At 58.5% G+C, this 24,277-nt stretch carries 24 protein-coding genes; 8 read left to right on the top strand and 16 right to left on the bottom strand.

Features of this window, described 5'->3' with window-relative positions; translation table 11 throughout:
• Positions 1 to 184 precede the first annotated feature (184 nt).
• A complete protein-coding gene (locus CKO36_RS13895; protein ID WP_200284751.1) occupies positions 185 to 913 on the bottom strand; it encodes a PspA/IM30 family protein in 729 nt (242 codons plus the stop codon).
• Positions 914 to 947: 34 nt separating this feature from the next.
• Here CKO36_RS13895 and CKO36_RS13890 point away from each other — a divergent pair, with 34 nt between their 5' ends.
• Positions 948 to 1,172, top strand: coding sequence for a hypothetical protein (locus CKO36_RS13890; RefSeq protein ID WP_200284749.1), 225 nt, complete (start codon positions 948 to 950; stop codon positions 1,170 to 1,172).
• A 309-nt stretch (positions 1,173 to 1,481) separates the two neighbouring features.
• Here CKO36_RS13890 and CKO36_RS13885 read toward each other — a convergent pair whose 3' ends face one another.
• From CKO36_RS13885 to CKO36_RS13865, 5 genes are all read right to left on the bottom strand, one after another.
• Positions 1,482 to 1,904 carry a hypothetical protein gene (locus CKO36_RS13885; protein ID WP_200284747.1) on the bottom strand — a complete coding sequence of 141 codons (423 nt, stop codon included), beginning with the start codon at positions 1,902 to 1,904 and terminating at the stop codon, positions 1,482 to 1,484.
• A gap of 78 nt (positions 1,905 to 1,982) precedes the next feature.
• On the bottom strand, positions 1,983 to 2,570 hold the full coding sequence (locus CKO36_RS13880; protein ID WP_200284745.1) for an O-methyltransferase: 588 nt from the start codon (positions 2,568 to 2,570) through the stop codon (positions 1,983 to 1,985).
• A 141-nt stretch (positions 2,571 to 2,711) separates the two neighbouring features.
• On the bottom strand, positions 2,712 to 3,326 hold the full coding sequence (locus CKO36_RS13875) for a LysE family translocator (RefSeq protein WP_200284743.1): 615 nt from the start codon (positions 3,324 to 3,326) through the stop codon (positions 2,712 to 2,714).
• Positions 3,327 to 3,535: 209 nt separating this feature from the next.
• Positions 3,536 to 3,871 carry a NirD/YgiW/YdeI family stress tolerance protein gene (locus tag CKO36_RS13870; RefSeq protein ID WP_200284741.1) on the bottom strand — a complete coding sequence of 112 codons (336 nt, stop codon included), beginning with the start codon at positions 3,869 to 3,871 and terminating at the stop codon, positions 3,536 to 3,538.
• A gap of 82 nt (positions 3,872 to 3,953) precedes the next feature.
• Positions 3,954 to 4,430 carry a GNAT family N-acetyltransferase gene (locus tag CKO36_RS13865; protein ID WP_200284739.1) on the bottom strand — a complete coding sequence of 159 codons (477 nt, stop codon included), beginning with the start codon at positions 4,428 to 4,430 and terminating at the stop codon, positions 3,954 to 3,956.
• Positions 4,431 to 5,052: 622 nt separating this feature from the next.
• On the opposite strand from CKO36_RS13865, the gene CKO36_RS19835 reads away from it, so the two are divergent.
• Positions 5,053 to 5,400: a reverse transcriptase family protein gene (locus CKO36_RS19835; RefSeq protein WP_242469620.1), complete on the top strand. Its 348-nt coding sequence runs from the start codon at positions 5,053 to 5,055 to the stop codon at positions 5,398 to 5,400.
• A 24-nt stretch (positions 5,401 to 5,424) separates the two neighbouring features.
• Positions 5,425 to 6,129: a group II intron maturase-specific domain-containing protein gene (locus CKO36_RS13860; RefSeq protein ID WP_242469619.1), complete on the top strand. Its 705-nt coding sequence runs from the start codon at positions 5,425 to 5,427 to the stop codon at positions 6,127 to 6,129.
• A 93-nt stretch (positions 6,130 to 6,222) separates the two neighbouring features.
• On the opposite strand, the gene CKO36_RS13855 is transcribed toward CKO36_RS13860, so the two are convergent.
• Positions 6,223 to 6,663: a hypothetical protein gene (locus tag CKO36_RS13855; protein WP_200284737.1), complete on the bottom strand. Its 441-nt coding sequence runs from the start codon at positions 6,661 to 6,663 to the stop codon at positions 6,223 to 6,225.
• A gap of 24 nt (positions 6,664 to 6,687) precedes the next feature.
• A complete protein-coding gene (locus tag CKO36_RS13850; RefSeq protein ID WP_200284735.1) occupies positions 6,688 to 7,296 on the bottom strand; it encodes a hypothetical protein in 609 nt (202 codons plus the stop codon).
• A 236-nt stretch (positions 7,297 to 7,532) separates the two neighbouring features.
• Here CKO36_RS13850 and CKO36_RS13845 point away from each other — a divergent pair, with 236 nt between their 5' ends.
• A complete protein-coding gene (locus tag CKO36_RS13845) occupies positions 7,533 to 8,912 on the top strand; it encodes an integron integrase (RefSeq protein ID WP_200284733.1) in 1,380 nt (459 codons plus the stop codon).
• Between the two features lie 27 nt (positions 8,913 to 8,939).
• On the opposite strand, the gene CKO36_RS13840 is transcribed toward CKO36_RS13845, so the two are convergent.
• From CKO36_RS13840 to CKO36_RS13830, 3 genes are read right to left on the bottom strand one after another with little or no spacing between them, the layout of a single operon-like run.
• Entirely contained in the window at positions 8,940 to 9,833 is an 894-nt protein-coding gene (locus CKO36_RS13840; protein WP_200284732.1) for a transglutaminase family protein, read from the bottom strand.
• Positions 9,830 to 12,319, bottom strand: coding sequence for a circularly permuted type 2 ATP-grasp protein (locus CKO36_RS13835; protein ID WP_200284730.1), 2,490 nt, complete (start codon positions 12,317 to 12,319; stop codon positions 9,830 to 9,832). The genes CKO36_RS13840 and CKO36_RS13835 overlap by 4 nt, the downstream gene beginning before the upstream one ends.
• Before the next feature lie 6 nt (positions 12,320 to 12,325).
• Positions 12,326 to 12,856, bottom strand: a complete 531-nt coding sequence (locus CKO36_RS13830; protein WP_200284728.1) for a methyltransferase family protein — start codon at positions 12,854 to 12,856, stop codon at positions 12,326 to 12,328.
• A 30-nt stretch (positions 12,857 to 12,886) separates the two neighbouring features.
• On the opposite strand from CKO36_RS13830, the gene CKO36_RS13825 reads away from it, so the two are divergent.
• From CKO36_RS13825 to CKO36_RS13810, 4 genes are all read left to right on the top strand, one after another.
• Positions 12,887 to 13,585, top strand: a complete 699-nt coding sequence (locus CKO36_RS13825; RefSeq protein WP_242469618.1) for a CIA30 family protein — start codon at positions 12,887 to 12,889, stop codon at positions 13,583 to 13,585.
• Entirely contained in the window at positions 13,582 to 14,775 is a 1,194-nt protein-coding gene (locus CKO36_RS13820) for a lytic murein transglycosylase (protein WP_200284726.1), read from the top strand. The genes CKO36_RS13825 and CKO36_RS13820 overlap by 4 nt, the downstream gene beginning before the upstream one ends.
• Positions 14,776 to 14,852: 77 nt before the next feature.
• Positions 14,853 to 15,749: a 4-hydroxybenzoate octaprenyltransferase gene (gene ubiA, locus CKO36_RS13815; protein ID WP_200284724.1), complete on the top strand. Its 897-nt coding sequence runs from the start codon at positions 14,853 to 14,855 to the stop codon at positions 15,747 to 15,749.
• Between the two features lie 33 nt (positions 15,750 to 15,782).
• A complete protein-coding gene (locus CKO36_RS13810) occupies positions 15,783 to 16,490 on the top strand; it encodes a thiol:disulfide interchange protein DsbA/DsbL (RefSeq protein ID WP_200284722.1) in 708 nt (235 codons plus the stop codon).
• Positions 16,491 to 16,497: 7 nt separating this feature from the next.
• On the opposite strand, the gene CKO36_RS13805 is transcribed toward CKO36_RS13810, so the two are convergent.
• The 5 genes from CKO36_RS13805 to iscB form a co-directional block, all read right to left on the bottom strand.
• Positions 16,498 to 16,995, bottom strand: a complete 498-nt coding sequence (locus CKO36_RS13805; RefSeq protein WP_200284720.1) for a hypothetical protein — start codon at positions 16,993 to 16,995, stop codon at positions 16,498 to 16,500.
• Positions 16,992 to 17,765: a HesA/MoeB/ThiF family protein gene (locus tag CKO36_RS13800; RefSeq protein WP_200284718.1), complete on the bottom strand. Its 774-nt coding sequence runs from the start codon at positions 17,763 to 17,765 to the stop codon at positions 16,992 to 16,994. Before CKO36_RS13800 ends, CKO36_RS13805 begins: the two co-directional genes overlap by 4 nt.
• Positions 17,766 to 17,788: 23 nt before the next feature.
• On the bottom strand, positions 17,789 to 18,199 hold the full coding sequence (locus CKO36_RS13795; protein WP_200284716.1) for a hypothetical protein: 411 nt from the start codon (positions 18,197 to 18,199) through the stop codon (positions 17,789 to 17,791).
• A 127-nt stretch (positions 18,200 to 18,326) separates the two neighbouring features.
• Positions 18,327 to 23,198: a chemotaxis protein CheB gene (locus CKO36_RS13790; RefSeq protein WP_200284714.1), complete on the bottom strand. Its 4,872-nt coding sequence runs from the start codon at positions 23,196 to 23,198 to the stop codon at positions 18,327 to 18,329.
• A gap of 183 nt (positions 23,199 to 23,381) precedes the next feature.
• The coding region (gene iscB / locus CKO36_RS13785; protein WP_200284712.1) for an RNA-guided endonuclease IscB at positions 23,382 to 24,277 on the bottom strand (896 nt) is incomplete at its 5' end.

Raw genomic sequence — 24,277 nt, 5'->3', positions numbered from 1 at the left:
GGCTCACTTCGATGGTGATCTCTTCGCCCGAACGCCGAACAACCGTGGCCATGATCGCTCCTCGCCTCATCATTTACAGAGGCTTAGAGCATACTCCTCGAAATAACATCTTGTCGAGGCCGCACCCGTCGCGACACGGTCAGTGCGGAAGCAGTTTCTGTCAGTGTGGAAGCAGTTTCTGTGCTCATTGGGCGACTCCTGGATACGCGCCGGTGGCTTGCTGGGGCTGTGCGTCGCGCAAGGTTTGCAGCTCGGCCTGCAAGGCATTCCGTTCCTCGGCAGCGAGAAATTCCTCTTCCAGAGGATCAATCTCAGGAGCAACCCCCAGGCCAACCCCGGAACCGGCCCCGCATGTGCTGTCAGCAGCCATTTCCGCTTCCGTCAGGCGCATCTCCCAGCGCTCGAAGGTGTCATCCAGATCCAGTTGCGAATGCTGGTCGAGCTGCTGCCGTTGCACGGCGGTTCGGGCAGTGGTTTCGCGGCAGCGCATCAGGGTGCGACGCTGTTCGAGCTGCGCGACCCGCTCGCGCAGGCTGTCGATCTCAGCGGCTAGACGCCGCTGCACCGCTTGATGTTGCTGCATATGTTGTTGCAGTGCAGCGGCTTGGCGTGCGGCCTGGCGTGCTCGCTTCAGGCATTGCAGTGCCTTGTCTTCGCTTGCGCCGGTCGTGGTTGGCGCGCAGCTGAGCGCGCGCTCGCGCCAGCGGTGCTGCGCTGCGTGCAGATCATCGAGCCGCTGTTGCAGTGCCTCACCATCGCGCGACAGGCGCTGATAACGCGCTTGCGCCTGGGCCAACAGCCGCCGGCTGTCGCGGATACCGACCTCAACCACGGCATCATGGTTCTCAATATCCCCAACCAAACGGTCAATGCGGGACGACACAGAGAGGGTGAAACGCTTGAGCAATGACATGGGATGTTCCTCGCTACAGGGTGAATGACAATTTATGTATGTCAACTCCCATGCCAAGTTGATGAGCCTGCTTTTTATTTATATTTATCAAACAACTAGTGGTTTAGCTTGGCCGGCTGCAAGCTGGTCATATTTCTTTCTTGTACAAAATTTGCATATTAGCCAGACAAATTTTGCTGTTTTTCTTTCAACGGCCATTATGCTTATTTTGTACAAAGCCATTCGGCCTGGCCTTGATACGGCGGCTTCATCAGGTTGATGGCTGTCTGAAGTCTTTTGACCAGCGCTTGGTCGTTCTGCGATAGCGCCCCTTCGATCCCCTGGCGAGCCTTGTCAATGAAATCTATGCGTGTTGTATCTGTAGCCATCTCCACTGGCTGATCCGTTGTCGCTGAGATTTTCATCGTCATCCCAGGAATACGGAGCTATCGTCGAGTGACATTTTTCCGCTGCGAACCTCTCCGTTCATCCAGTCGAACAGTTCCTGGCGTGTCATATCAGTGATGATCCTGCTGTCAATATCGTGTAATTGAAGCATAACGCCTCGCATCACAGGGAAATAGTGTTTTCAGGCATTGCTCTGGAAAGGTATCGCCTTCAGATTCCCTAGTATATTTAGGATTCTTCTGTCATTGTGCGCAAAAGACACTTGTCCATGCTCCTCGTGTAGCTTTAACTGCCGTTCCCAATGTGCAATAAAGTCTTTAGGCGTATCCGCTTGATTCGTAGCGCCCGGGTACCCTGTTCCAAGATCAGGTTGAAATGACAAGAGTGCATGATCTTCAAATGAAATAGCGCCACTTTGATAGAGTTCATGACTCATTACCGACATTTCACGTGGTGACATGTTGCGAACATTGTAGTTTCGGGTAAGTTTGGAAACAGACTCGGCTGTTTCCAGCTCGACTACCATCGAGTTCGATGAAGTTGGATTGGTCCGAGTGGTCGCTGTAAGAGCGTGGGTCTGTGGTCGCTGTATTCCGCCAATCATTTCTCTCTCTCCTCAAGGCAGTATTGAATTGGTTCCAGTTGAAGCCATTGATACCCAGGTGTCCGCTGGACTGCCGGGTTATGCCTGTTTGCTTGATGACTTATATGCTAAAAATTCACCTTTACCAACTGGCACCAGTGAAGTTGAAAAATTCTGTTGCGATTTGAGGTATGCTGTAAACTCGGCCAGTTCGGATTCGTGAGAACTTGCATTATCACAAATAATCAGCCCTCCATTTTTTAGCAGACGTGATATGTCTTTTATCATATCCATGTACTTTGAACGGTCTGCATCAAGGAAAATTAAATCATACGGATCATTGAGGTCTTTAAGTACTGCCTGAGCTTCTCCCTGTAATAAAACTATTTTATTGGCAAGACCTGCTTTTTCAAAGTTCGATAAAGCCTCTTCTGCTTTCCGTTCCGAAGACTCAATTGTAGTTACAGTTCCATCTGGAGGAATAGACGAAGCTAACCAAATTGTTGAATAACCGTTTGATGTTCCAATTTCTAAAATTTTGCTTGAACGAGTCGCGAGCACCAGAACCCGAAGGAATTCACCGGTATCTTTTGTGATGTTTAAATACTTCAGCGCTTTATCTGATTGGGCTTCATCATTGCGAATTCCCTTGTGTTCTAACTCTTTAAGTATATTATCAAAATTCATTTTCTCTCCTTTAAGCCTATACAGTATTAATGTTGCCGCTCAGCCGCGCGCCTTTGGTGCGCCGGCATGGGCATGAACTGATGAAGTGAAAGTCCCCTGTAGGAAGATCACTGTCTGGTTTCTAATCAGGCGACAACTTGTTTAACTTCTGGCCGCAACAAACACACCACTGCCCATGAGTAGTGCTCCTGAACCATAACGCAAGAACGGGCCGCCCCGAAGCCTTCCCAATGTGCTTTTTGCCCTGTGGGCTGCGTAGGCGTAGCCCAACATGACGCCGCCAACGGCAGTAGTTGCTATGGCGTAGATCACCAAGGCGTCAAGCTCAGAAACCGCAGAAAGATCGAGGAAGGCCGGAAAAAAGCTCAGGTAAAACAGAATGGCTTTGGGGTTGCCGAGAGTAATGAAAAGGCCAGCACTAAAGCTTGCAAGATAGTTTGATTCATGGACGGGACGAGTCTGGGTGCCAGAATGCTTGGAGAAAACAAGAGAACCACCAAGCCAAATCAAATAAGCAGCGCCTGCGTACTTAATGATGACAAAGAGGTTGCCCATCAGCTCAGACAAAGCGGTCAAGCCCAGAAGGGCGAATGTTATAAACACAAAGTCACCCACAACAATACCTACGACGGTAGAAATGCCGTGACGAAAACCAGCGGCAAGCGTCCGAGCAACGACAGCCAGTATTCCTGGACCCGGTATCAGCGCCAAGATAACCATTGTGCCAAACAGAGCTAGCGAAGATGTGAGATTCATGGTCTTGACCCTCCAGGAATCGGAACCCGATATTCGGGGATGCAGAACAGAGCCTCAATTTCCGCCAGTTCGTGATGTAAACAGCGTTAGAGGTCGCCATTCTTCGGTAATCCTTTCAAATCCAAAGGAAACGCCCCGTGCGGACCCGCATGCGGGGTGAAGTGGAGGCCGGGGGAGAAAAACCCCCGGCTATCCGATTAGCCAGAGTCTCAGTTAAGCTTAATTACTGTGCCGTCCTGTCGAATAATCTCGAAAGCATAGATCTCAGGACGGAATCGGGATACAAGATCGTCATCAACGACTCCACGCACTACGACTGTTTCTCCAACGGGCACAGGCATCCGATTCTTCCAGCCAATGTAGACCTTAACGCTGCCGGTTAAGTCCTCAATACGAAACTCGTCCTCATCGAGAATACGTGTTACTTCCCCTTGGACCGTGACGTTCATTCCGCTTGCAAGCTTTTCTATGGGAGTAATTTCCTCAGCGTTAGCCGATTGATAGAAGAAAAAACTAAATAATGCTAAGGCGATGATACGTTTCATGGTGTGTCTCCTTTCTTCAATTAGTTTCTGGCTAACGCGGAATTGAGATGCGCGGCTTTTTGCGTCGGCTGAATTAGCCTTGTTATGAGTTTATAATTTGAAGCACATGAAATCTGGTTTTAAAATCAAATTTTTCATAAAAAGGAATAGCATCTTCATTCCCCTCGGCCACGTAAACACTAATTTGACTGCAGTTAAGGCCGGATAACCATGCCATAGCGGATTCTGTGAGTAGCATACCAAGTGATGCTCCTCGAAACTGTGGCTTTATATAGAGGGAATCTATTTCTCCAGCCCCATTGTTCGATGATGCTATGCAGTACCCCACCAATTCTGAATTTTCCTTGACAGCAAATATCGCCAAATTATCCATCGCAAGCAGCTTTTTAGAGCGTTCTGTAAAAGTAAAAGATGAAAAATGGCCCTTAAAATTATTTGATTTTTCATGGTGGTGAGAGTTTAACTCACGCCATAAAGGCTCAATTTCATGAATGCTTTCTTTAGGAATTTCTATGATTTCCATTTTGTTCATAACGCTGACGATCAGCCGCGCCGCCATATCCGCTCGCGAAAGGCACCTCGCTTCCATGCGTCGGCTTCATTGATTCGTGTACGCCCGGCATGGGCATGAACTGATGGGTTGAAAGTCCCCTGTAGGAGTACCTGAATGTCCTTTTGGACAACTGTAATGACTAGCCGACGGCAAGGGCAAACCCGCGAGGGAATGTCTGGAGGAAGCCCGAGCGCAAAGGTGCGAGCCGACGAACAGAAACCGCATAGAAGGCTCAGTCCCCGGGTGAGTCAGCACGAGATGACGAAACCCATCAGGTGCAGGGGGTAGGGTAAATGCGGCGGTTGTGCGCTGAAAGTTCATGTCGCAAATCCTAAGGAGATCTGTTCCACATGCGGTTCGTGCGCCTATGGGAGTCGAACTGAGGCCCAGTCCGAAAGGGCTGGAATCGCCATCGAACCCTAAGGGGGCTGTGGTTGCCATGGGAGTCGGACTGAGGGCCAGTGCGAAAGTGCTGGAGTACCCACCGAACCCTACCGTGACCTGGGCAGCGCGTCTTACGGCAACGCCAGGCGTGATGGAACAGAAGTCAGCCGAGGTCATCGTAGCCGTCGCATCCTTGGAAGGGGGCGGTGGTGAAGGGCCGAACATAAGAAGCCAAGGAGGAGCCATGGATCACTTGACACCGTTGCCGAGCCCGACCGGGGGAGACGCGTTGCGGCGTGATGCCATGCCGCCAGCCTTGCACGACGATCTGATGGAGCGGGTTCTGGACAGTGAGAGTGTGCGACGGGCATGGAAGCGGGTGAAGGCCAACCCAGGTGCGCCCGGCGTTGACGGGATGGGCATTGAGGACTTCACCGAGTTTGCGCGCTCGAACTGGCCGGAGATTCGCCAAGCCCTGCGTGATGGCGACTACCACCCTCAACCGGTGCGGCGGGTTTCGATCCCCAAGCCGAACGGGGGTGGGGAACGTTTGCTGGGGATTCCCACGGTCGTGGACCGGGTCATCCAATAAGCCATCGCGCAAGTCCTGGGGCCGATGTTCGATCCAGGGTTTTCGGATGCGAGCTTCGGCTTCCGACCGGGACGCTCGGCCCACGGAGCATTGAGGCGGGTACAAACCTACATTGGTGAGGGCTACCGTATCGCGGTTGATCTGGACTTGGCGAAGTTCTTCGACACGGTTCAGCATGACGTCCTGATGGCCCGCGTGGGTCGCTATCTGACCAGAACGCTCAAGCTGGTGGTCAACACGCACAAGAGCCGTGTCGTCAAGACTGACCACTGCGAGTTCCTGGGATTTACTTTCCGGGGCAAGAAGCTGCGTTGGTCCGAGCGCGCCTATCAAGACTTCCGTCACCGGCTGCGCAAGTTGACCGGACGGAGTTGGGGCGTGTCGATGGAATACCAGCTCAAGAAATTCTCCGAATACGTCCGTGGTTGGATGGGCTACTTCGGCATCTCGGACTACTACCGGCCAGTCCCCGAGCTGGATCACTGGCTGCGACGGCGCATCCGCATGTGCTTCTGGAAACAGTGGCGCGGGGTGCGCAATCGCATTCGCCAGCTGAGGGCTCTGGGGACACGGGTACGGACTGCGATCTGGACAGGCATGAGCTCCAAGAGCTACTGGCATCTGTCGCGTTCGCTGGGCACGCAAACCGGGATGACCAATGACTGGCTGAAACGCCAGGGCTTGATCAGCATTCGCGATCAGTGGATGAAAGCGCATGGTTATGCCTAAAGCGTCGTGTGCTCCCTTCTTGTGAACCGCCTAGTGCGGACCCGCATGCTAGGTGGTGTGGGGCGGGCGGGCTAAACACCCGTCCTTACCCGATTAGGCATACTTCTTGTCTTGAACCCAAAGAACGCCTCGACAAATTACGCCGCGAATTCGCCCTTGCTCGATTGCTTTAGCAAGTTTTTCTTTGCTTCTTCTATATTTCTTAACATATCGGACTGCTTCGATCGGGGTCCCAAGGTACTCAATATCTTCTTGTGAAAGCCCGCATGCAACTGCATGCATTGAGGGGTCGGTCTTGCGTTGCTGGTCTTCTTCAATTGCGTCTTCTAACTGGTGTTTTAGCTGAGCAACACGCATCTTGACATATAGCGCCTTCGCTTTTGCTTCATCCCAGTCGCAATCGGCAAGCGCCTTTGTCCAGAGACCAGTTTTCGGCGCCGTATTCGCGATCTCATGCGCGACGAACTCATAGAGCAATTCGTCTGTAGGACCTGGCGGCACGCCTTGCTTTCGTGAAAATTGAAAAATATCCATGCCGTGACAACATTCGTTTGACGCTCAGGAAGCCGCATACCTCATGATGTACGCTTGATGGTGTTCTTTTTTTAAGACTGCGCAATTATCGGCAGCATACAAATACCCTAGTCTTGAGTGGCCTTCTACCAACTGGAACCGTCCCTTGATGTCTGCGTATCGGGGAATTTCCTCTTGGGTTATCGAGCTAACATCAAGGATCAAGGGCGGCGTTCTCCATGTGCAATTTTGAATCCAATGTTCCCTGTCCCGATCTGTACACGGCAATTGATGCCATGCTTGGTACCTAGAACCTTCGACGACATGGCGTTGATATGCCCGGATAACGTTGACTTTACGAAGCTGCGCCAAGCACATATCCTGGCGGACGAATTCAATCTTGTCGTAATCCAGCCACCCGTAATTGTTGGTAGAAGTTCGATCGTAATAGAGAGGATATAGCCACTGCTCAAGGACCTGAATGGGGATACGGAAACGAGGGCGAAGGCGGCGCTGGTACTCTTCGGGAGTTTCGTCGGATACGTCGAAAGTATTGAAGTTTCGGTTAGGGATTAGCGCCTTCCAGGAATCACTGGTTCGATCCCATTCGATATCATCCATGTACAGTCGGCGTACGTCTTCTTCGTTGAGCATCGGGTTTTGTTTGTGCCTAACGCGGAGTTTGAGCGAAGCTCAACTCCGCGATCAGCGCAGAACCGCGTGAGCGGTTCTGCGCTGATCAGTTAACTAGACAGAATCTCGGTCAGGCATGCTAGACAGAATCCATCTAGTACAATTAACATAAGTTCTGCCTATAAACCGAAAGCCAGACTGCTCAAGCGGCGCTGAACAGAACCTACACTCTATGCCTGTAAAATCGAAGCTAGCACATGCCGAACCCCCAAGCAACAGAAAATGCAGCCAAGGATCCTTTTTGGGATCAATTCATCTCCAGAGCACGGCAGATGGGCGTCAAAGAGAATGCGCTTCAGTGGCTGGTGCGCCGCGCGGAGGCTTATCTTGCCGCCTTTCCAGACAAGCGTTTGCAGCAGCATACGCTTGAGGACGTGACTGGCTACCTGGAGCAGGTGGGCCGGCTAGACAGAATGTCAGATTGGCAATTTGTGCAGATTATTGATGCTATACAGAATTTGCTGATGACCGCGAAGGCGCCGGCGGTGACGCAGGTGGATTGGGAGTTGTGGCGGGCCTCGGCGCGGTCGCTGGAGGGATCGCTGGAGGCGCATCACCCGACGGTGGCGCGGAAAAAGCACCATGCGCCTTCACCCCTCGACCAAGTCAGAGCAACCCATCGGGCATTACTGGAACGAGTGGTGGGGGAAATTCGCCGCCGCCATTATTCGATTCGCACCGAGCAAGTGTATGAAGCCTGGGTGTGCCGGTTTATTGTGTTTTGCGATCACCGGGATCCGGCGGAGGTGGAAGTGGAGCGGATTCGGGACTTCCTTGAGGATCTGGCGGTGCGCGGTCAGGTTTCGGCCAGTACCCAGAATCAAGCATTGGATGCGTTGGTGTTTCTGTACAAACAGGTGCTTGGGCAATCATTGGAGGCGCTGGGGGATTTTGCCCGCGCCAAGCGACCCCAGCGGCTGCCAGTGGTCTTGGAGCGTTCGGAGGTCGGGCGCCTGTTGGCGGGCATCGAAGGGACGCAGTATTTGATGGCGGCCTTGTTATATGGCACCGGGATGCGCCTGATGGAATGCGTGCGGCTGCGCGTGCAGGATATCGATGTTAACTGCCACCAGATCCTGGTGCGCGATGGCAAGGGACAGAAAGATCGGGTGGTGCCGCTGCCGCTGCGGCTAAAGCAGCCCTTGCAGGAGCAACTGCGCCGGGTTCGCGCCTTGCATGCGCAGGATCTAGCGGCGGGGTATGGCGAGGTGCCTCTGCCGGATGCGCTGGCGCAGACACGGCCGCATACGTCCACAGAGTGGATTTGGCAGTATGTGTTTCCGAGCGGTCGGCTATCGGCGGGTCCACTCAGCGGCCAGAAGCGTCGCCACCATGTGCATGAGAATGGCTTACAAAAAGCGGTGAAGGCGGCGGCGCAACGAGCGGGGATCGCGAAGAAAGTGAACTGTCATTGTCTGCGTCACTCCTTCGCGACCCATTTGCTGGAGTCCGGCTGTGATATTCACACCTTGCAGGTGCTGCTGGGGCATGCGGATGTATCAACCACGATGATTTATACCCATGTGCTGAATCAAGGCGGTCAGGGGGTGCGCAGTCCGTTGGATACCTTGCTTTGAGATGGGCCACAGCGGATGCTCCGCCACTCAGCTGGCTGGCTCGGTGGGGAGGATGCGGTCAACATCCACGGCGACGCTGAGTTCATGCTCGCCGCCGCCGTAGAAGACGCCTCGTACCGGGGTGACGTCCTGGTAATCGCGGCCGATGGCGGTGGTGATGTGTTGCTCGCTGAGCAGGCAGTTGTTGGTGGGGTCGAGATCGACCCAGCCATGTCCGGGGATAAACACTGCGAACCAGGCATGGGAGGCATCGGCGCCGCGCAGCTTGGGCTTGTCAGGCGGGGGCAGAGTTTCGAGATAGCCGCTGACATAGCGCGCCGCCAGCCCCAGGCCGCGCAGCGCGGCGATGCCCAGGTGGGCGAAGTCTTGGCAGACGCCGCGACGATGGGCAAGCACTTCGCTGAGCGGGGTGGCAACGGTGGTGAAGCTGGGGTCGTACTCGAAGTCCTGATATATGCGGTGCATCAAGTCGGTCGTGGCTTCCAGCAGCGGGCGGCCGGGCGCAAAGCTGGGCTGGGCGAAGGCCAGTGCATCGGGCTGAGAGTCGATGGCGGGCGAGGGCAGGGTGAAGCTGCGCGCAGCCAGGTGCTCGGGATCGCGGCTGTCTTGCAGCTGCTGCAGTGAGGCTTCCCAGGGCGGATCGGCGTCCGGTCCAGGCACGGGTTGGTGGTCCACCTCGACCTCGCTGGCGGCGCTGATCTCCAGCATCGAATGAGACTGCTGCAGGGAGAAATAACTCACCCGGTTGCCGAAAAAATCCTGGTGTTCGCGGGTGACCGAGGGCCAGGGGGTGATGCGCAGGCTGGCATTGATCACGCGCTGATGTGGCATGGAGCGTGGTTTCAGGTGGGCAATGCTGTGACACAGCGACACCGGGTCGGAGTAGGCATAGCGGGTGACATGGCTGATGCGATACTTCATGCTTGGGTCCCGGCGCTCTGTGGCTCATGGTTGCCGCGTGGATCAATCAAATAATGCGGCTGTTCTTCGTGGCGGAAGTATTGCGCGGTCAGGGCGTTGGACAGTTCGGCGAGGCCGTTTTCGAGTGTGGTCAGCCGCTTGTCCAGTGCCGCGCGCTGCGCGGGCGAGCCATCGGCGTAGGTGGTGATCTGGCTGAGTTGATCGATCTCAGCCAGGCGCAGATCCGTGACCAGTCGCAGCATGATTTTTTGCGCCTGGCTGCGCGCGGGCTGGTGCTGGGTGCGGGGCATTTCATCGACCAGTTGTTGCAGCCGCACCAACTGATAGGCCAGGGAGCGCGGATTGGTTTCGTCCTGGAACACCAGGTCGAGCAGGGCGCCGACCCGGGTGCCGGCGCGGTAGCGGCGCCGGTAAGTGATCAGGCTGTCGGTCACGCCGAGCACCGCCTCAATGGTTAGGGTTTCGTCCGGCTCGCCGGTGACTGGAATCATGGTGGCGCGCAGCAGGGCGGCGATGTCGCCACCGCGCTCCAGCCGGCGCCCGGCTTCGAGGAAGTGCCAGCCTTCGTTATGGGTCATGTTCTCATTGGTCAGGGCGGCGAAGGCGACCAGTGCGGTGACCAGAGGGTCGAGCACATCGAGCACGCCATTCAGGGCCTCGGGGCGATGCTGGGTCAGGGCGCGCAGATGCTTTTCGATCTCATTGACCACGCGCCAGGTGTCATTGGACAGCCGGTCACGCACCGACCAGGCGGCTTGTCCCAGGGCTTGCAGGGTTTGTGGCAGCGCGCCGGGGCGCTCGACATTGGTGATCAGCTCCAGCATTTCCTCGGTTGGCTCGGCCAGGCGCTGATCGGCACCCTCGCCGACAAAGCCCGGGTAGGTCTGGCTCTGACAGGTCAGCGCCTGCAACAGCAGATGCAGCGATTCGGAGTGGTTAACGTCAGGCTGAAAGTTAAACCGATCACCGAGTTTGATCAGGGTGACCCGCAGCAGGCGGACCAGCCCCTCGGCGCGTTCGGTATAGCGGCCAATCCAGAACAGGTTGTCGGCCACGCGGCTGGAGACTTCGCTTTCATGCACGGTGGCGGGCGCGGCGCGATCTCCGGGGATGACCAGGGTTTCCTGACGCTCAGGTTCGGTGGCCAGTACCCAGGTGTCTTTGCCCAGGCCGCCGAGCTGGTTGGAGACAATGGGGGTATTGGAATTGAGCGCTACCCGGCCCAGGCCGCCGGGCATGACCACATAGCCGTCCTGATCGCAGACCAGGAAGCTGCGCAGCACAAAGGGGCGCGGTTGCAGACGCCCGTCGATGTAGGCCGGTGCAGTGGCCGGTTTGGTGACTTCCTGCAGTTGTGGCAGTAGCAATTCTTCACCAAGCAGGTGCTGGCACAGGCGTGGCAGCCGTGCGAACAGACCGGGATGTTCCAGGATTCCGCTGCCGAGGGCATTGGCGATGGTGAGATTGCCAGCGCGCACCGCCGCGAGCAGTCCCGGGACGCCGAGCAGGGAGTCCTCGCGCAGTTCCAGCGGATCACACCAGAGATCATCAACGCGCCGGATCAGTGCATCAATGCGCTCCAGCCGCCCCAGGGTGCGCAGCCAGAGCGCGCCGTCGCGCACCGACAGATCGCCGCCCTGCACCAGACCGTAGCCCAGATAATTGGCCAGATAAGCGTGCTCAAAATAGGCCTCGTTGCTCGGCCCCGGCGTCATCAGAGCGATGCGCGCCTCGTCCGGCTCGCACGGCGCCAGACGCGCGAGGGCCCGGCGCATGGCGCGGAAAAAGCCGGCCAGGCGATGCACATGGGAGTCGCGAAACAGGCTCGGCAGCACCCGCGAGAGCACCACGCGATTTTCCAGCGCATAGCCGGCGCCGGAGGGACTCTGGGCGCGATCCCCCACCACATGCCAGCGTCCCTGGCCATCGCGGGTGAGATCGGCGCCATAGAGCACCAGCGGGCGGTTATCCGCCACCTGGGTGCCAATGCAGGGCAGCAGATAGCCGGGATAGCCGTCGATCAACTCCGGCGGTACCAGTCCCTTGAGTACCAACTGGCGGGGGCCATGCAGATCAAGCAGGATCTGGTTGAGCAGTTCGGCGCGCTGGATCAGCCCGCGTTCCAGTTCGGCCCATTCCTCACCGCGCACCAGCAGCGGAATCGGGTCGAGCTGCCAGGGGCGCGACATGCCGCGCGGATCGCCATAGACGTTGTAGGTGACGCCATTGTCGCGCACCAAGCGGTGCGCCTCGCGCGAGCGTGCGGCAATTCGCTCGGGGCCGAGCTTGCGCAGGGAGTCGAGCAAATATTGCCAATGTGGACGCAGCTCGCCGTCGCCGGCGCGCATTTCGTCATAACTGCTCGGCAATGGCAGATAATGGTCGAGCAGCGTGGGCGTATCGGGTGCATCAGGCGCATCAGACGCCGGGGGGCGCTGCAATTCCTCCGCCAAGGCGGCGGCGGTGACCGGATCTGGGCTGGACATCAGGATTTAGTACAGCCAGGGCACGAACTTGCGCACCCGCTGGGCATAGTCGTGGTAATCGGGATGGCGCTCGCTCAACCAGGTTTCCTCTTTGTTGGCTTTGTAATCGAAAAAGACGAACCCGATGATTGAGATCAGCAGGTGCGTCAGACTGAGATTGTAGAGCGTCCAGGCCAGGGCGGCGAATAACTGACTGGCATAGAGCGGATGGCGCACGATGGCATAGACCCCGGTTTGCACCAGTTGGTTGTGATCGACTGGATAGGGCAGGGGGGTGAGGTACTCACGGATATGCAGAGAGCCAAAGCCGGCAAACAGCAGCGCAGCCAGCGCGGCAGGCAGCACCAGCACCAGCAACCAGGGGCGCAGGGTCGCAAGCAGGGCGCTATCGACGCCGGGATGCCAGGCTGGCATGATCGCAAAGATCAGAATCAGAGCCAATTGAATCGCCACCAGATACTCGCCGCGTCGGCCGGCAAGACGTTCGCGTAGTGTGGGGCGGTTTGAAAGCGAGGACGGATCAGAATGTTCAGACATAGTCGAAAGGCGAAGCGATGGAATGAACGGATGATCAGCGGGCGCCGCATGGGGCGGTCGCTGGCGCTGGCCGGTAGCCTGGGTTGGCTCATTGTAGCGCTGTCAGCGCAGGAGATTGGAATGGCGGATGAATCAGGTCTGGTGAATAAATCAAGCGTACAACAGTCGGCGCCTGGCGGGGCACCGCAGACGGCAGCGGACTTCTGGTTAATCGATGATTTCAGCGATGTGCCGCGTTCCCGGCTTGGCACCCAGTGGCGTGCGGTGAGCGATCAGGTGATGGGTGGGGTGTCAAGCGCCCGGATGCTTCAGCAGCCATTGGACGGGCGCAAGGCGCTGTGTCTGGAAGGTGAGGTGAGCCTGGAGAACAATGGCGGATTTGCGCAAATCAATCTCGATCTAGCCGCCGATGGCCCACTCGATGCCAGCGACTATCAGGGCGTGCGGCTGATACAGCGCGGCAATGGCGCGGACTACAGCCTGCATCTGAAAACGCGCTCGACGCGCCTGCCCTGGCAATCCTATCGCGCCGGCTTCACCAGTACCAGCGCCTGGACCGAGGTACGGCTGCCCTTTGCTGCGTTTGAGCCCCATCGTATCGGTCAGCCGCTGGATCCAGCGCAGTTGAAGCGGCTTGGTCTGGTGGCCATCGGTCGCGCCATGAGCGCTGAAGTCTGTATGGCTGAGATTGGTTTCTATCGGGCGGCTGAGGACGGAGGTGCGCAATGATGACAAGGATATGGCTCTTGGTAGGCCTGCTGCTCTGGCCCACCTGGCTGCTGGCCGAAACCGACTGTGGCGGGCCTTTTGGCGCCTGGTTGCAGGGGGTGGCGGCCGAGGCTCGCGCCCAGGGGCACTCTGATCAGGCCATCGCGCGTTTGCAAACTTTGTCAAGCAATCCCAAGGTGTTGGCACAGGATCGCTCGCAGGCGGTCTTTACTCAGGACTGGCTGACCTTTGCCGGACGCATGGTCAATGCCTATCGTTTGCGCCTCGGGCGTGAGCATCTGCGCAACTGGGCCAGCACCTTTGCACAAGCCGAGCAGGACTATGGCGTGCCGGGGGCCGTGATTACCGCTTTCTGGGGGCTGGAGACCGATTATGGCCAGGTGCTGGGGGATTTCGACACCCTGCGCTCGCTGGCGACCCTGGCGCATGATTGCCGGCGGGCGGATCTGTTTCGCGAGCAACTGCTCGCGGCGCTGACGCTGCTGGATCGGGGCGATCTGGCGCCCGATAAACTCAAGGGCGCCTGGGCAGGGGAAGTCGGCCAGATTCAGCTGTTGCCCTCGGATTATGTTCGCTTTGGCGTCGATGCCGATGGCGATGGCCGGGTCGATTTGCGCACTTCCAAGGCGGATGTGATTCTGACCGCCGCGCGGGTGCTGCACCAGCTCGGCTGGCGCGCGGGCGAGCCCTGGTTGCAGGAGGTGCAAATCCCCGAGCAACTGCCCTGGGAACAGGTGGGGCTCTACAGTCGGCTGACCCGGCAGCGGTGGTCCGAACTGGGTGTGCGCACCGCAACCGGCCAGTCGCTGCTGGAGGATGCCACTGCCAGCGCCGAGTTGCCGGCGGCCCTGTTGTTGCCCATGGGGCGCCACGGACCGGCCTTTCTGGCCTACCCAAACATGGAGGTGTTTCTGGACTGGAATCAGTCACTGATTTATGCCACCACGGCGGCTTACTTTGCGACCCGTCTGGCGGGCGCACCTCCGGTGCATCCGCGTGCGCCCGATCCTGGCCTGTCTGGCGAGTCGATGCGCCAGCTGCAACAGAAGCTGCGCGCACACGGACATGATATTGGCAAGATCGACGGCATTCTGGGCGCCAAAACCCGTGCCGCCGTGCGCGCCGAGCAGCAACGGCTGGGTTGGCCAGCCGATGCCTGGCCAACCCCGAAGCTGCTGCAAGCCTTGTGAGCGTCCGCCGACTCACGAGACCCATGTGGCCTGTGGCATAATCCGACGCCTGTTTTGCTAGGCTGCTGTGGTGGTTCATGTCCCTGTCTGATGTCAAACTCGGTGCTCCACAGGCCCTGAGGCTGCGCGAGCGACTCTATGCCTATTATCAGCTGGTGCGCTTGCATCGGCCGATCGGGATCTTTTTGCTGATGTGGCCCGCTCTGTGGGCGCTGTGGATTGCCGGTGCGGGGCAGCCACCCTGGTCGATTGTGGTGATCTTTGTGCTTGGCGTGGTGCTGATGCGCTCGGCCGGCTGCGCAATCAATGATTATGCCGATCGTGATTTCGACGGCCATGTGCGGCGCACCCAGATGCGCCCGCTGGCGGCTGGGGTGATTACCCCGACCGAGGCGCTGGGGGTCTTTGTGGTGCTTTGTCTGCTGGCCTTTGGGTTGGCGCTGCTGCTCAACTGGCAGACGGTGGCGCTGTCCTTTGTGGCGCTGGTGCTGGCTGTGATCTACCCCTTCATGAAGCGCTTCACGCATCTGCCGCAGGTGTTTCTGGGCGCGGCCTTTGGTTGGGCGGTGCCCATGGCCTTTATGGCCATTAACGGGCAGATTCCCGGCTTTGCCTGGATCATCTTTATTGGCGCTGTGGTATGGGCGCTGATCTACGATACCCAGTATGCAATGGTTGATCGCGAGGATGACCTGAAAATTGGCATCAAATCCACGGCGATTTTGTTTGGCCGCCATGATCGATTGGTGGTTGGGCTGCTGCAAGTGGTGATGCTGGGGATTCTGACGCTGGTCGGTTGGAGCGCGGGTCTGGGGACAGCCTATTATGTCGGCTTGGCAGTGGCGGCGGTCTTGGCGGTCTATCAGCAATGGTTGATTCATGCGCGTGAGCCCAAACGCTGCTTCCAGGCGTTTTTGAACAACAACTACTATGGCATGGTGGTCTTTGCGGCCCTGGTGATTGACTATCTGTAGCCAAGTAAGGACTTCTGAATGAGGAATATGTTGATGTCTCGAATCGCTTTACCTGTATTGCTGCTGATGCTGACCTTTACCCTGGCGGGACAGGTACTTGGCATTGAGATTGACGAGGGCATCGAATACCGTCTGGTCGAGCAGCCACAGCGCGCCGAACCGGCCGCCAACCCGGCTGAGCAGGAGCCGGATGTCGAGGTGGTGGAGTTTTTCTGGTATGGCTGCCCGCATTGTTACCATCTGGAGCCGAAGCTCAAAGCGTGGCTGGCGCGGCAGCCCGACTCGGTAATATTTATCCGCATGCCGGCGGCTAATTCCGCCAACTGGGTCAATCATGCCAAGGCCTTTTTTGCCGCCAAGCAACTGGGCGCGCTGGAACAACTGCACGAGCCACTGTTTAAGGCCCTGCAGGAAGAGCGCCGGCCCATTTTCAGTGATGAACAGCTGATCGCCTTTGCCGCTGAGCAGGGCCTGGATGAAGACGCCTTTCGCAAGGCCTATGAATCCTTTCCGGTTGATATGCAGGTGCGTAAATCAGCCGATCTGGCCACCCGCTATGGCATTAGCGGAGTACCGGCGCTGGTGGTGAATGGGACCTATGTGACCAGCCCGACTCAAACCGGCAGTCAGGAGCGTACCTTCGAGGTCATTGATGCCCTGATTGCCAAGGAGCTGGGGGCTGAGGCCGATGCCGATGCTGAGACAGCCGCCGATGCCGACGCGGCCGGTGATGAAGACTGATGATGCGTCACTGCGGCGGTGGATAGCGCTTAACCACCCAGTCCGGCAGCTTGGCCTGATTGGCGTGATAGAGCGCATCCGATTCAATCAAAATCAACACCAGTACCGTCACCATCACCGGTAGTAGGCCGGTGCCGATGATCAGCGCGATCACGGCTTCTTTCATCAGGCCGGCATACACATGGGCGCTCCAGCCCAGTGCGCACACCAGTAGCAGTAGGCTGAGCATGCCGATGAAGATGCGGCTGCGTCGCGCGCACAGCTGCCAGTGACACATCACATACCAGGGGTCGCGTTGCAACGACAGCCGCGCGCGCCACAGGGTATAACCCAGCAGGGCAAAGGAAATGGCCGGAATTAGGGCCATGATCCAGGGAAAGCTGCCCGCCATGCCACCGGCGGCAATGGCCATCAGAATGTGGTTGCCGATGAGATTGGTCAGGAAGATTTCATGCGGCACATTGGCCTGCTTGATCTCCTGAGGGGAGACATCAAAGACGTTCATGCGCCACACACCGGGCAATTCGGATCGGCAGCCAGGCGCAGCTCGCGCCATTGCATGCGCAGCGCATCGAGCAGCAGCAGCCGGCCAAACAGTGGTTCTCCAAGACCAGTCAGGATTTTAATGGCCTCACAGGCTTGCAGACTGCCGATCAGACCGACGACCGGCGCCAGGATGCCGTTGGCGGCGCAGCTGGCGTCGCTGTCACCGCCGGTTTCAGGATATAGGCAGTGGTAACAGGGCTCGCCGGGGCGCGCACTGAAGGCGCTGACTTGGCCTTCGAAGCGAATGGCGGCGCCTGAGACCAGCGGCACGCCAGCGGCGACACTGGCGCGGTTGGCGGCAAAGCGAGTGGCAAAGTTGTCACTGCCATCCAGGATCAGATCCACCTCAGTGGCCAGGGCGCGCAAGCGGGATTCCTCCAGGCGCTCCGGGATCGGAATCAGCCGCGTGTCGGGGTTCAGCGCGCGCAGGCGGGCGGTGGCCGAGTCGGTTTTGTGCTGACCGATCTGCGCCTGATCGTGCAGGATTTGTCGCTGAAGATTGCTCAGCTCGACCTGGTCGTGATCGGCCAGCAGCAGGGTGCCGACGCCAGCCGCAGCCAAGTAAAGCGCGGCCGGCGAGCCGAGTCCGCCGAGCCCGAGGATCAGCACCCGCGCGTTGGCGAGGCGCTCCTGGCCTTCGATTCCGAAGTCGGGCAGCAGAATCTGGCGTTGATAGCGCAGCAGGTACTGGTCATCCGCAGCTTGTGTCTGGACAGAGGAAAGGGGCATGCCGAGCTCGTGGCTGAAGGAACCTAGAGGTAACGGCGCCAGTGTTCCGGGCGCGGGTCGCGACAGCCGTGTTCAATACTCTGATAGCGCTTGGCGAACACCAGCTTGGTGGACTGGCTTTCGGCGCGGCGGATGCCATGATTCTCGCGCAGGGTGTCTTCGGTGTAGTAGGCCAGCGCGCGCTTCATGCGATACAGCAGCCCATTGTCGAGATGCAAGCCGAGTTCTCGCAGAGCGGCGTCGATTTCCTGCAAGTCGATGCGCAGGATGTCATAACTCAGGTCGAGCAAAATGGGGGAGGTGGGTTCGGCGCTCAGCACGCCATCGACCTCGCGCAGAAACTCAGCAGCGGTGCGCGCGTCATTGCGCTCCGGGTGCAGGTCGCGAAAGTTGATTTGGCGATGTTTGATGCGGTCGGTTTCTGGAATGTCCATAGTCAGCGTTCGGCTTCAGCATGAAGGCAGGTTGTGGTCACAGGAAAGTGCAAGCAGGATTGTTATGAGGCCTATCTAGTATAACTCCGCTCAGTGCTGCTGGATGATGGCTTCTTGGCGCACCCTTTTATCGGTTAGCAGCGGCCAGGACTTCAAACATGGTGCGCTTGAGTACCTTGAGATCAATCGGTTTGGGGCTGTAGCCTTGTATTCCGGCGGCGAGGAAGCGTTCCTTGTCACCGCTCATGGCGTGCGCGGTCAGGGCGATGATGGGAATCTCCTGATGCTGCGCGCCAGCTTCGCCGCAGCGAATGGCGGCAGTGGTGGCGATGCCGTCTGGCGCTGGCATCTGAATATCCATCAGCACAAGGTCGAAATCCGCGTCGGTCGCTTGCAGCTTGGCCAGTGCTTCCGTGCCGCCTGCGGCCATGGTGACATTCGCGCCCTGTTTGCTGAGCAGGCGCGAGAGTACCAGCCGGTTGGTGCTCTCGTCATCCACCCCCAGAATGTTCAACCCCACCAGATCCTGGCGCGTGGTCGTCGGTTGCGGCTTGGATGGCGTGGTCGTCGCGGCGGGCGATGGCACGCCAAAGGGAAGCGCCAGGGCAAATTCAGTGCCCCGGCCCGGTTTGCTGCTGACGCAGGCCGAGCCGCCCATTGTTTGCACCAGTCGTTTCACGATGGACAGGCCGAGCCCGACACCATGCGCGGGGTTGGTGCTGCTGCTCTCGGCCTGCTGGAAGGGCTCGAACAGTTGGTCGAGTTGCTCCTCCGGCATGCCGCAGCCGGAGTCCTTGATGATGAACAGTATGACCTGATCGCCGTCGCGTCCCTGTCCCAAACCGACAACCTCCAGGTTGACTGTGGCCTTGGGTGAATATTTGATGGCGTTGCCGATCAGATTGCCGATGATCTGATGCAGGCGTGTCAGGTCACCGCGCAGCATTTCGGGCGCGTCTGGCGCAAGAGAGACCGTCAGTTGCACCTGATGTTGCAGAGCGATCGGAGTGAACATTTGCTCAATGGAGTGGGTGAATTCGGCTAGTTCAAACGGCTCGCGCGCCAAACGCAGATGCCCTGACTCGATCTTGGACAGGTCCAGGATGTCGCCAATCAGGCGGGTCAGGTGTCTTGAGCAGCGGGTGGCTTGCTCGATGTACTCGCGTTGCTCCGCGTTCGTTTCGGTGCTGTCGAGCAGCGAGAGCAGCCCTGCAATCCCGTTGAGCGGCGTGCGCAGCTCGTGGCTCATATTGGCCAGAAAGCGGCTCTTGGCCTGATTGGCCGCCCGGGCTTGCTCGATGGAGTCGCGCAGTCGCTGCTCCATGCGCTTGCGCTCGGTAACCACACGAAAATAAACCGCCAGGGAATTGGCCGACGGATAGGCATGGACCTCGTACCAGCTATCGAAGTGCTCGAAGTAGCCTTCGAACGAGATTGGCACCTGCTCGTGCAGGGCGCGATGGTAGTTGTGGTAGAACTCAGTATCCACCGCCTGAGGAAAGAGATCCCAGAGATTCCGCCCGAGGGTCTCCTCACGACCGGGCAGCCGCATGACGGTGATGGCTTTGTTATTGAGATAGGTCAGATTGAACTGACTGTTTACTTCAAAAAAAGCATCCGTGGTGCTTTCAAGCATATTAAGGACATGCTGATGGGCTTCGCGCGCTTTGCGCTCAGCCGCCGTCAGCGCGGTGACATCGAGCACCGAGCCATAGAGGCGCACGACCTCACCGGCGTCATTGCACTGCACCTCGCCGCGCGCCACGGTGAACACCTCGGAGCCGTCGGGCCGGATGCGACGCAAATCGATCTCATAGGGTTGGCGGTTTTCGATGGAGGCTTTGACTGCCTGATCCAGCCGAGCCGCGTCTTCGCTCGGGTACAGGGCCAGGTTGCCCGTGTAATCGGGCAAGGGCGCGCCCGATTCGAGGCCCATGATGCGGTAGAGCTCGTCGGACCAGATGATGCGGTCTGTTTGCGGATCCCACTCCCAGTCTCCCACGTGGGCAAAGCGCTGCGCCTCCGACAACCGCCAGGCGCTGTGTTTGATGGCGTCCTCATTGCGTTTGCGCTCGGTGATATCGCGCGCCACCAGAATTACCCGCGCCTCGCTCTTGCCGGCGGCGTCCATGGGGGAAACGGCCAGGTTGAAAGTCTGCTGACCAAGGGTGACTTCCAATTCGCCAGCGTCGCCCGCCAGCGCGCGCGCGCACAGGTCTTGCAGGGCGGCGACACAGGCGTGCGGATAGATTGATGCAAGCGGTTGCCTGACCGCTTGCTCTGGTTTCAAGTCCAGGGTGCCGAGCCCCTGTCCCTGGATGAACAAGGTGCCCAGCTCGGCATCGAGCAATTGAATCCAGCCTTCGGGGTAGGCTTCCAGGGTGGCACTCAGGAGACATTCGCGCTCGCAGACTTCCTGTGTGCGTGCGGCGACGCGCTCTTCGAGCAATTCCTGCGCGCGCTGTCGCTCGGTGATATCGACAAAGGTCAAGACGACGCCGTCAATGGCATCATCTACCGTGCGGTAGGGACTGATCCGCATCAGGTAGTAGCGCTCATCATCGGCCGGCAGGGTGCGTTCCAGTGTTTCAAGGGAGCTCAACACGCGCTGGCCGTCGTCCGGTAAGTCAACATCATGCAGCCGGTGGGCTACATGCGCGAGCGGGCGACCGATATCGCTATGCAGAATGTGAAAGATATCCTGGGTGGGCGGAGTGAAGCGGCGCACGCACATGGATTTGTCAACAAAGAGCGTGGGCAGATTGCTGCTGAACAGCAGATTCTCAATATCGCTGTTGGCGGTTTGCAGTTCTTCAATCTTGCTGTTGAGCTCGGCGTTGACTGTGGTGAGCTCTTCGTTCAGAGCCTGCAACTCCTCCTTGGAGCTTTCGAGCTCCTCGTTGGAGGATTGCAGCTCCTCGTTCATCGACATCAGTTCCTCGTTGGAGGACTTGAGCTCTTCATTGGCAGTTTCGAGCTCTTCGACCGTGTTGCGTAGCTGCTCGCTGGCGATCTTGAGTTCTTCTTCCAGATGCAGCACCTGGCGATCGTCCGCAGGGTCCGTCGTTGGCGCGGTGGTGCCGCGCTCGCCTTCGACATGAGGTTCGAAAATCACGGCGGCAAAGCCGCCGCTGGCGGGGTCGGCCAGGGGGTCGACATGCACCTGGTGGGCCCGGTCCAGCCCGGGCAGGCGCACACCGGTGATGCTGATGGCTGTGCTGTCTTTGAAGGCGCGATGCACGGCGGTACGCAGGCGCATGCGCAGTTCCGATCGCGCTTTGCGCACCAGATTGGCGGTCGGCTCGCCTTCGGGATCCATCAGGAACGGCGAGGTGTCCCCAAAGTAGTACAGCACATTCATGCTGGCGTCGATCAGCACGGCGGGATGGGCGTAGCGCCGCAGCAATTGGCGGTCGAGCAGTTGAGCCGGACTTTGCGGTTTGGAACCGGCGACCCGACTCAGGCTATGCTCGTGGGCGTAGCGCGAAGCCATCGGTGGAATCCAACGCAGCGTCTTGCTATCTAAGGTGTTGCGCCGGAAGAGTTTCCATTTTTTGTCAACGGGCTGAAACAGATCGCTCGCCTGTCCGATGGTCTCTGAGGGGCCGAGCAGCAGATAAGCACCCGGCAACAACGCTTGATAAAAAGTTGGCAACAAGCGCTTCTGTACCTCAGCGGTCATGTAGATCAGCAAATTGCGGCAGCTGATCAGATCCAGATTTAAAAACGGCGGATCGCGCAGTAGATCGTGCGGCGCGAACAGGATCATCTCGCGGATGGCCTTGACCGCGACATATTGGTCGTCCTTGTAGCGGAACCAGCGGCGCAGGCGCTCCGGGCTCAGGTCGGCGGCGATGCTGGGCGGAAAGGTTGCGCCGCGTGCGGTATCAATGGCGGTGGTGTCGATATCGGTGGCGAAGATCTGCACGTCATGCATGCGATTGAGCCGCTGGAGGCTCTCGCGGATCAATATCGCAAGGCTGAAGGCTTCCTCGCCACTCGAGCAGCCGGCCACCCAGACGCGAATTGGCTCGCCCGGCTTTTTCGCCTGGACCAGCGCGGGTAGGACCTGATGCTGGATTTGGTCGAACATGTCCGGATCGCGGAAGAAGCTGGTCACGCCGATCAGCATATCCTTGACCAGCGCCTGAAGTTCACCCTTGTCCGAATCGCGCTGTAGCCGCTCAAAGTATCCCTGCGGGGAATTGAACCCATGCAGAAGCAGGCGCTTGTCAATGCGCCGCTCCAGGGTGTTACGTTTGTAATGAGTGAAGTCGAACCCGAGCCGCTCGTGAATCAGGTCGAGTATGCGTTCCAGCGGCTCCTGCGCTGGCATGCTCACCGGCGGGGGCGCTGGCACATCGCGCAGATGGCGCGCACCACGCACGTAGTCGAGCAACTTGTCCGGCATGGCCTCAATCGGCAGCACCAGATCGACCATTCCGGTGGCCAGGGCACTGCGCGGCATGCCGTCGTACTTGGCCGAGTCTGGAGCCTGCACCATGACCATGCCGCCCAGGCCTTTGATCTCTTTGATGCCCAGGGTGCCATCACTGCCCGTGCCGGACAGAATGATGGCAATGGCATCCTCGCCGTTCTGACGCGCCAGCGAGCGCAGAAAGGTATCGATCGGCTGGCGGACGCCGCGCGCCGCTGTGGGAGGTTGCAGTTGCAGACAGCCCTCAGCGATTACCAGATCATGATTGGGTGGAATTACGTGCAGTGAGTTGACCCGCACGTGCTGACCATCCTCGGCCTCGTGCACCGTCATATCGGTGCGCTTGGCCAGCAACTCGCTCATCAGACTTTTGTGATGCGGATCAAGGTGCGTAACCAGCACAATGGCAAGCCCCGGATTGGGTGCCAGGTGATCGAAGAAGGTTTCCAGTGCCTCCAAACCGCCGGCCGATGCGCCAATGCCAACGATGGGGAATTTGGGGAGCGTGCGGGCCACTGGCTCGGGACTCTGATTGTCTGTTGGCGACGGAGGCGACGGCATGAAGTGTCTCCTGCTTGGTTAAAGTATTGAGGATGATCTCGCTGATCCGTAATGCAGCGCCTATGGTAGGGTTAGCCGCAGGCCTTGGAGAGCGACGGATTGCTTGCCCCCGCCTTCATCAGTCTTGCGCGAGAAACCCCGCCCTTCAGGGCGGGGAGGTAGAGCGCACCGCGCGTAGCGCGGTTAACCCACCGGTCTCGCGGCCTCCGTTTGGGTTGGAGTGAATGCATAGCCATAGCCGTCGGCGCGTTGCAGCACTCGGCAATGGCAGTGTGAAATCCCTTGGACCAGACCGGTTGCGGTCTGGAGATTGAAGCGCCCGGATGCACGAACGGCCACGCGCCCGAGATGGGTTCCGGCTTTCTTGCCCTTTGGCACCTCAGCGATGACCCGATCTCCGGTCTGGAATCCTTTAACGCGCTTCTCACGCATCAAATAACCGCGTGGAAAGCCAAAGCGATTCAGGCGGGTGCGCTGGTAACAGCCGCGCCCGGTGGCCTTGATCGCAAGTGTCGGGATGGCCCAGCCCTGCAGGGCATCGAGTTGACCCACACAGGCGGCATCAAGCGCATGGGTTTTGGGAATACCGAGGCGCTGACGGTTGTATTTGGTCTGGCCGCCTGAACCCGTGGTCACGGGTACGCCGGTGGCCTTGAGCTGTTCAAACAGCGCCCAGCGGGTGGCATTGATCGCAGCGGCATCACGAAGCGGTGCTTTGGCCTGTGCCTGAATACGGCGCAACCGCTCGGGTTGATGAGCCAGAAACACCTCAATCGGCTGATTCCCCTTGCGCTGATTGCAGGAGCGGCAGGCGAGCGTCAGATTGGAGACTCGATTCGATCCGCTTCGGCTTTTGGGCTGGATGTGCTCGATCTTCAGCGGGACGTGCTGTGCGCCGCAATAGGCGCAGGTGCGATGCCATTTCTCCAGCAGGTATTCACGCACTTCATAACCGGCCAGTTCGCCCTGCTGATACGCCACACCGCTGATTTCAGGGTTCTGGAGTGCCTGAGTGTCGAAGCGCACCAGCTCTTGGCTGATGCTGTTGATGGGCGCGAGACGCTGGAGACGATTCACCC

Origin of the sequence: Rhabdochromatium marinum, assembly GCF_016583795.1 — a bacterium.
Lineage (GTDB): Bacteria > Pseudomonadota > Gammaproteobacteria > Chromatiales > Chromatiaceae > Rhabdochromatium > Rhabdochromatium marinum.
This window is presented reverse-complemented; position numbering and strand designations above follow the sequence as displayed.

Bases quoted from the DNA above. Each gene is read 5' to 3' on its own strand.
- CKO36_RS13890 (WP_200284749.1), top strand. From the start codon at position 948: ATGTATGTCAACTCCCATGCCAAGTTGATGAGCCTGCTTTTTATTTAT.
- CKO36_RS13840 (WP_200284732.1), bottom strand. From the start codon at position 9,833: ATGAAGTATCGCATCAGCCATGTCACCCGCTATGCCTACTCCGACCCG.
- CKO36_RS13880 (WP_200284745.1), bottom strand. From the start codon at position 2,570: ATGAATTTTGATAATATACTTAAAGAGTTAGAACACAAGGGAATTCGC.
- CKO36_RS13825 (WP_242469618.1), top strand. From the start codon at position 12,887: ATGATCAGCGGGCGCCGCATGGGGCGGTCGCTGGCGCTGGCCGGTAGC.
- CKO36_RS13800 (WP_200284718.1), bottom strand. From the start codon at position 17,765: ATGCCCCTTTCCTCTGTCCAGACACAAGCTGCGGATGACCAGTACCTG.
- CKO36_RS13885 (WP_200284747.1), bottom strand. From the start codon at position 1,904: ATGATTGGCGGAATACAGCGACCACAGACCCACGCTCTTACAGCGACC.
- CKO36_RS19835 (WP_242469620.1), top strand. From the start codon at position 5,053: ATGGATCACTTGACACCGTTGCCGAGCCCGACCGGGGGAGACGCGTTG.
- CKO36_RS13895 (WP_200284751.1), bottom strand. From the start codon at position 913: ATGTCATTGCTCAAGCGTTTCACCCTCTCTGTGTCGTCCCGCATTGAC.
- CKO36_RS13875 (WP_200284743.1), bottom strand. From the start codon at position 3,326: ATGAATCTCACATCTTCGCTAGCTCTGTTTGGCACAATGGTTATCTTG.
- CKO36_RS13790 (WP_200284714.1), bottom strand. From the start codon at position 23,198: ATGCCGTCGCCTCCGTCGCCAACAGACAATCAGAGTCCCGAGCCAGTG.
- CKO36_RS13855 (WP_200284737.1), bottom strand. From the start codon at position 6,663: ATGGATATTTTTCAATTTTCACGAAAGCAAGGCGTGCCGCCAGGTCCT.
- CKO36_RS13835 (WP_200284730.1), bottom strand. From the start codon at position 12,319: ATGTCCAGCCCAGATCCGGTCACCGCCGCCGCCTTGGCGGAGGAATTG.
- CKO36_RS13850 (WP_200284735.1), bottom strand. From the start codon at position 7,296: ATGCTCAACGAAGAAGACGTACGCCGACTGTACATGGATGATATCGAA.
- CKO36_RS13870 (WP_200284741.1), bottom strand. From the start codon at position 3,871: ATGAAACGTATCATCGCCTTAGCATTATTTAGTTTTTTCTTCTATCAA.
- CKO36_RS13810 (WP_200284722.1), top strand. From the start codon at position 15,783: ATGTCTCGAATCGCTTTACCTGTATTGCTGCTGATGCTGACCTTTACC.
- CKO36_RS13830 (WP_200284728.1), bottom strand. From the start codon at position 12,856: ATGTCTGAACATTCTGATCCGTCCTCGCTTTCAAACCGCCCCACACTA.
- CKO36_RS13795 (WP_200284716.1), bottom strand. From the start codon at position 18,199: ATGGACATTCCAGAAACCGACCGCATCAAACATCGCCAAATCAACTTT.
- CKO36_RS13865 (WP_200284739.1), bottom strand. From the start codon at position 4,430: ATGGCGGCGCGGCTGATCGTCAGCGTTATGAACAAAATGGAAATCATA.
- ubiA (WP_200284724.1), top strand. From the start codon at position 14,853: ATGTCCCTGTCTGATGTCAAACTCGGTGCTCCACAGGCCCTGAGGCTG.
- CKO36_RS13860 (WP_242469619.1), top strand. From the start codon at position 5,425: ATGTTCGATCCAGGGTTTTCGGATGCGAGCTTCGGCTTCCGACCGGGA.
- CKO36_RS13845 (WP_200284733.1), top strand. From the start codon at position 7,533: ATGCCGAACCCCCAAGCAACAGAAAATGCAGCCAAGGATCCTTTTTGG.
- CKO36_RS13820 (WP_200284726.1), top strand. From the start codon at position 13,582: ATGATGACAAGGATATGGCTCTTGGTAGGCCTGCTGCTCTGGCCCACC.
- CKO36_RS13805 (WP_200284720.1), bottom strand. From the start codon at position 16,995: ATGAACGTCTTTGATGTCTCCCCTCAGGAGATCAAGCAGGCCAATGTG.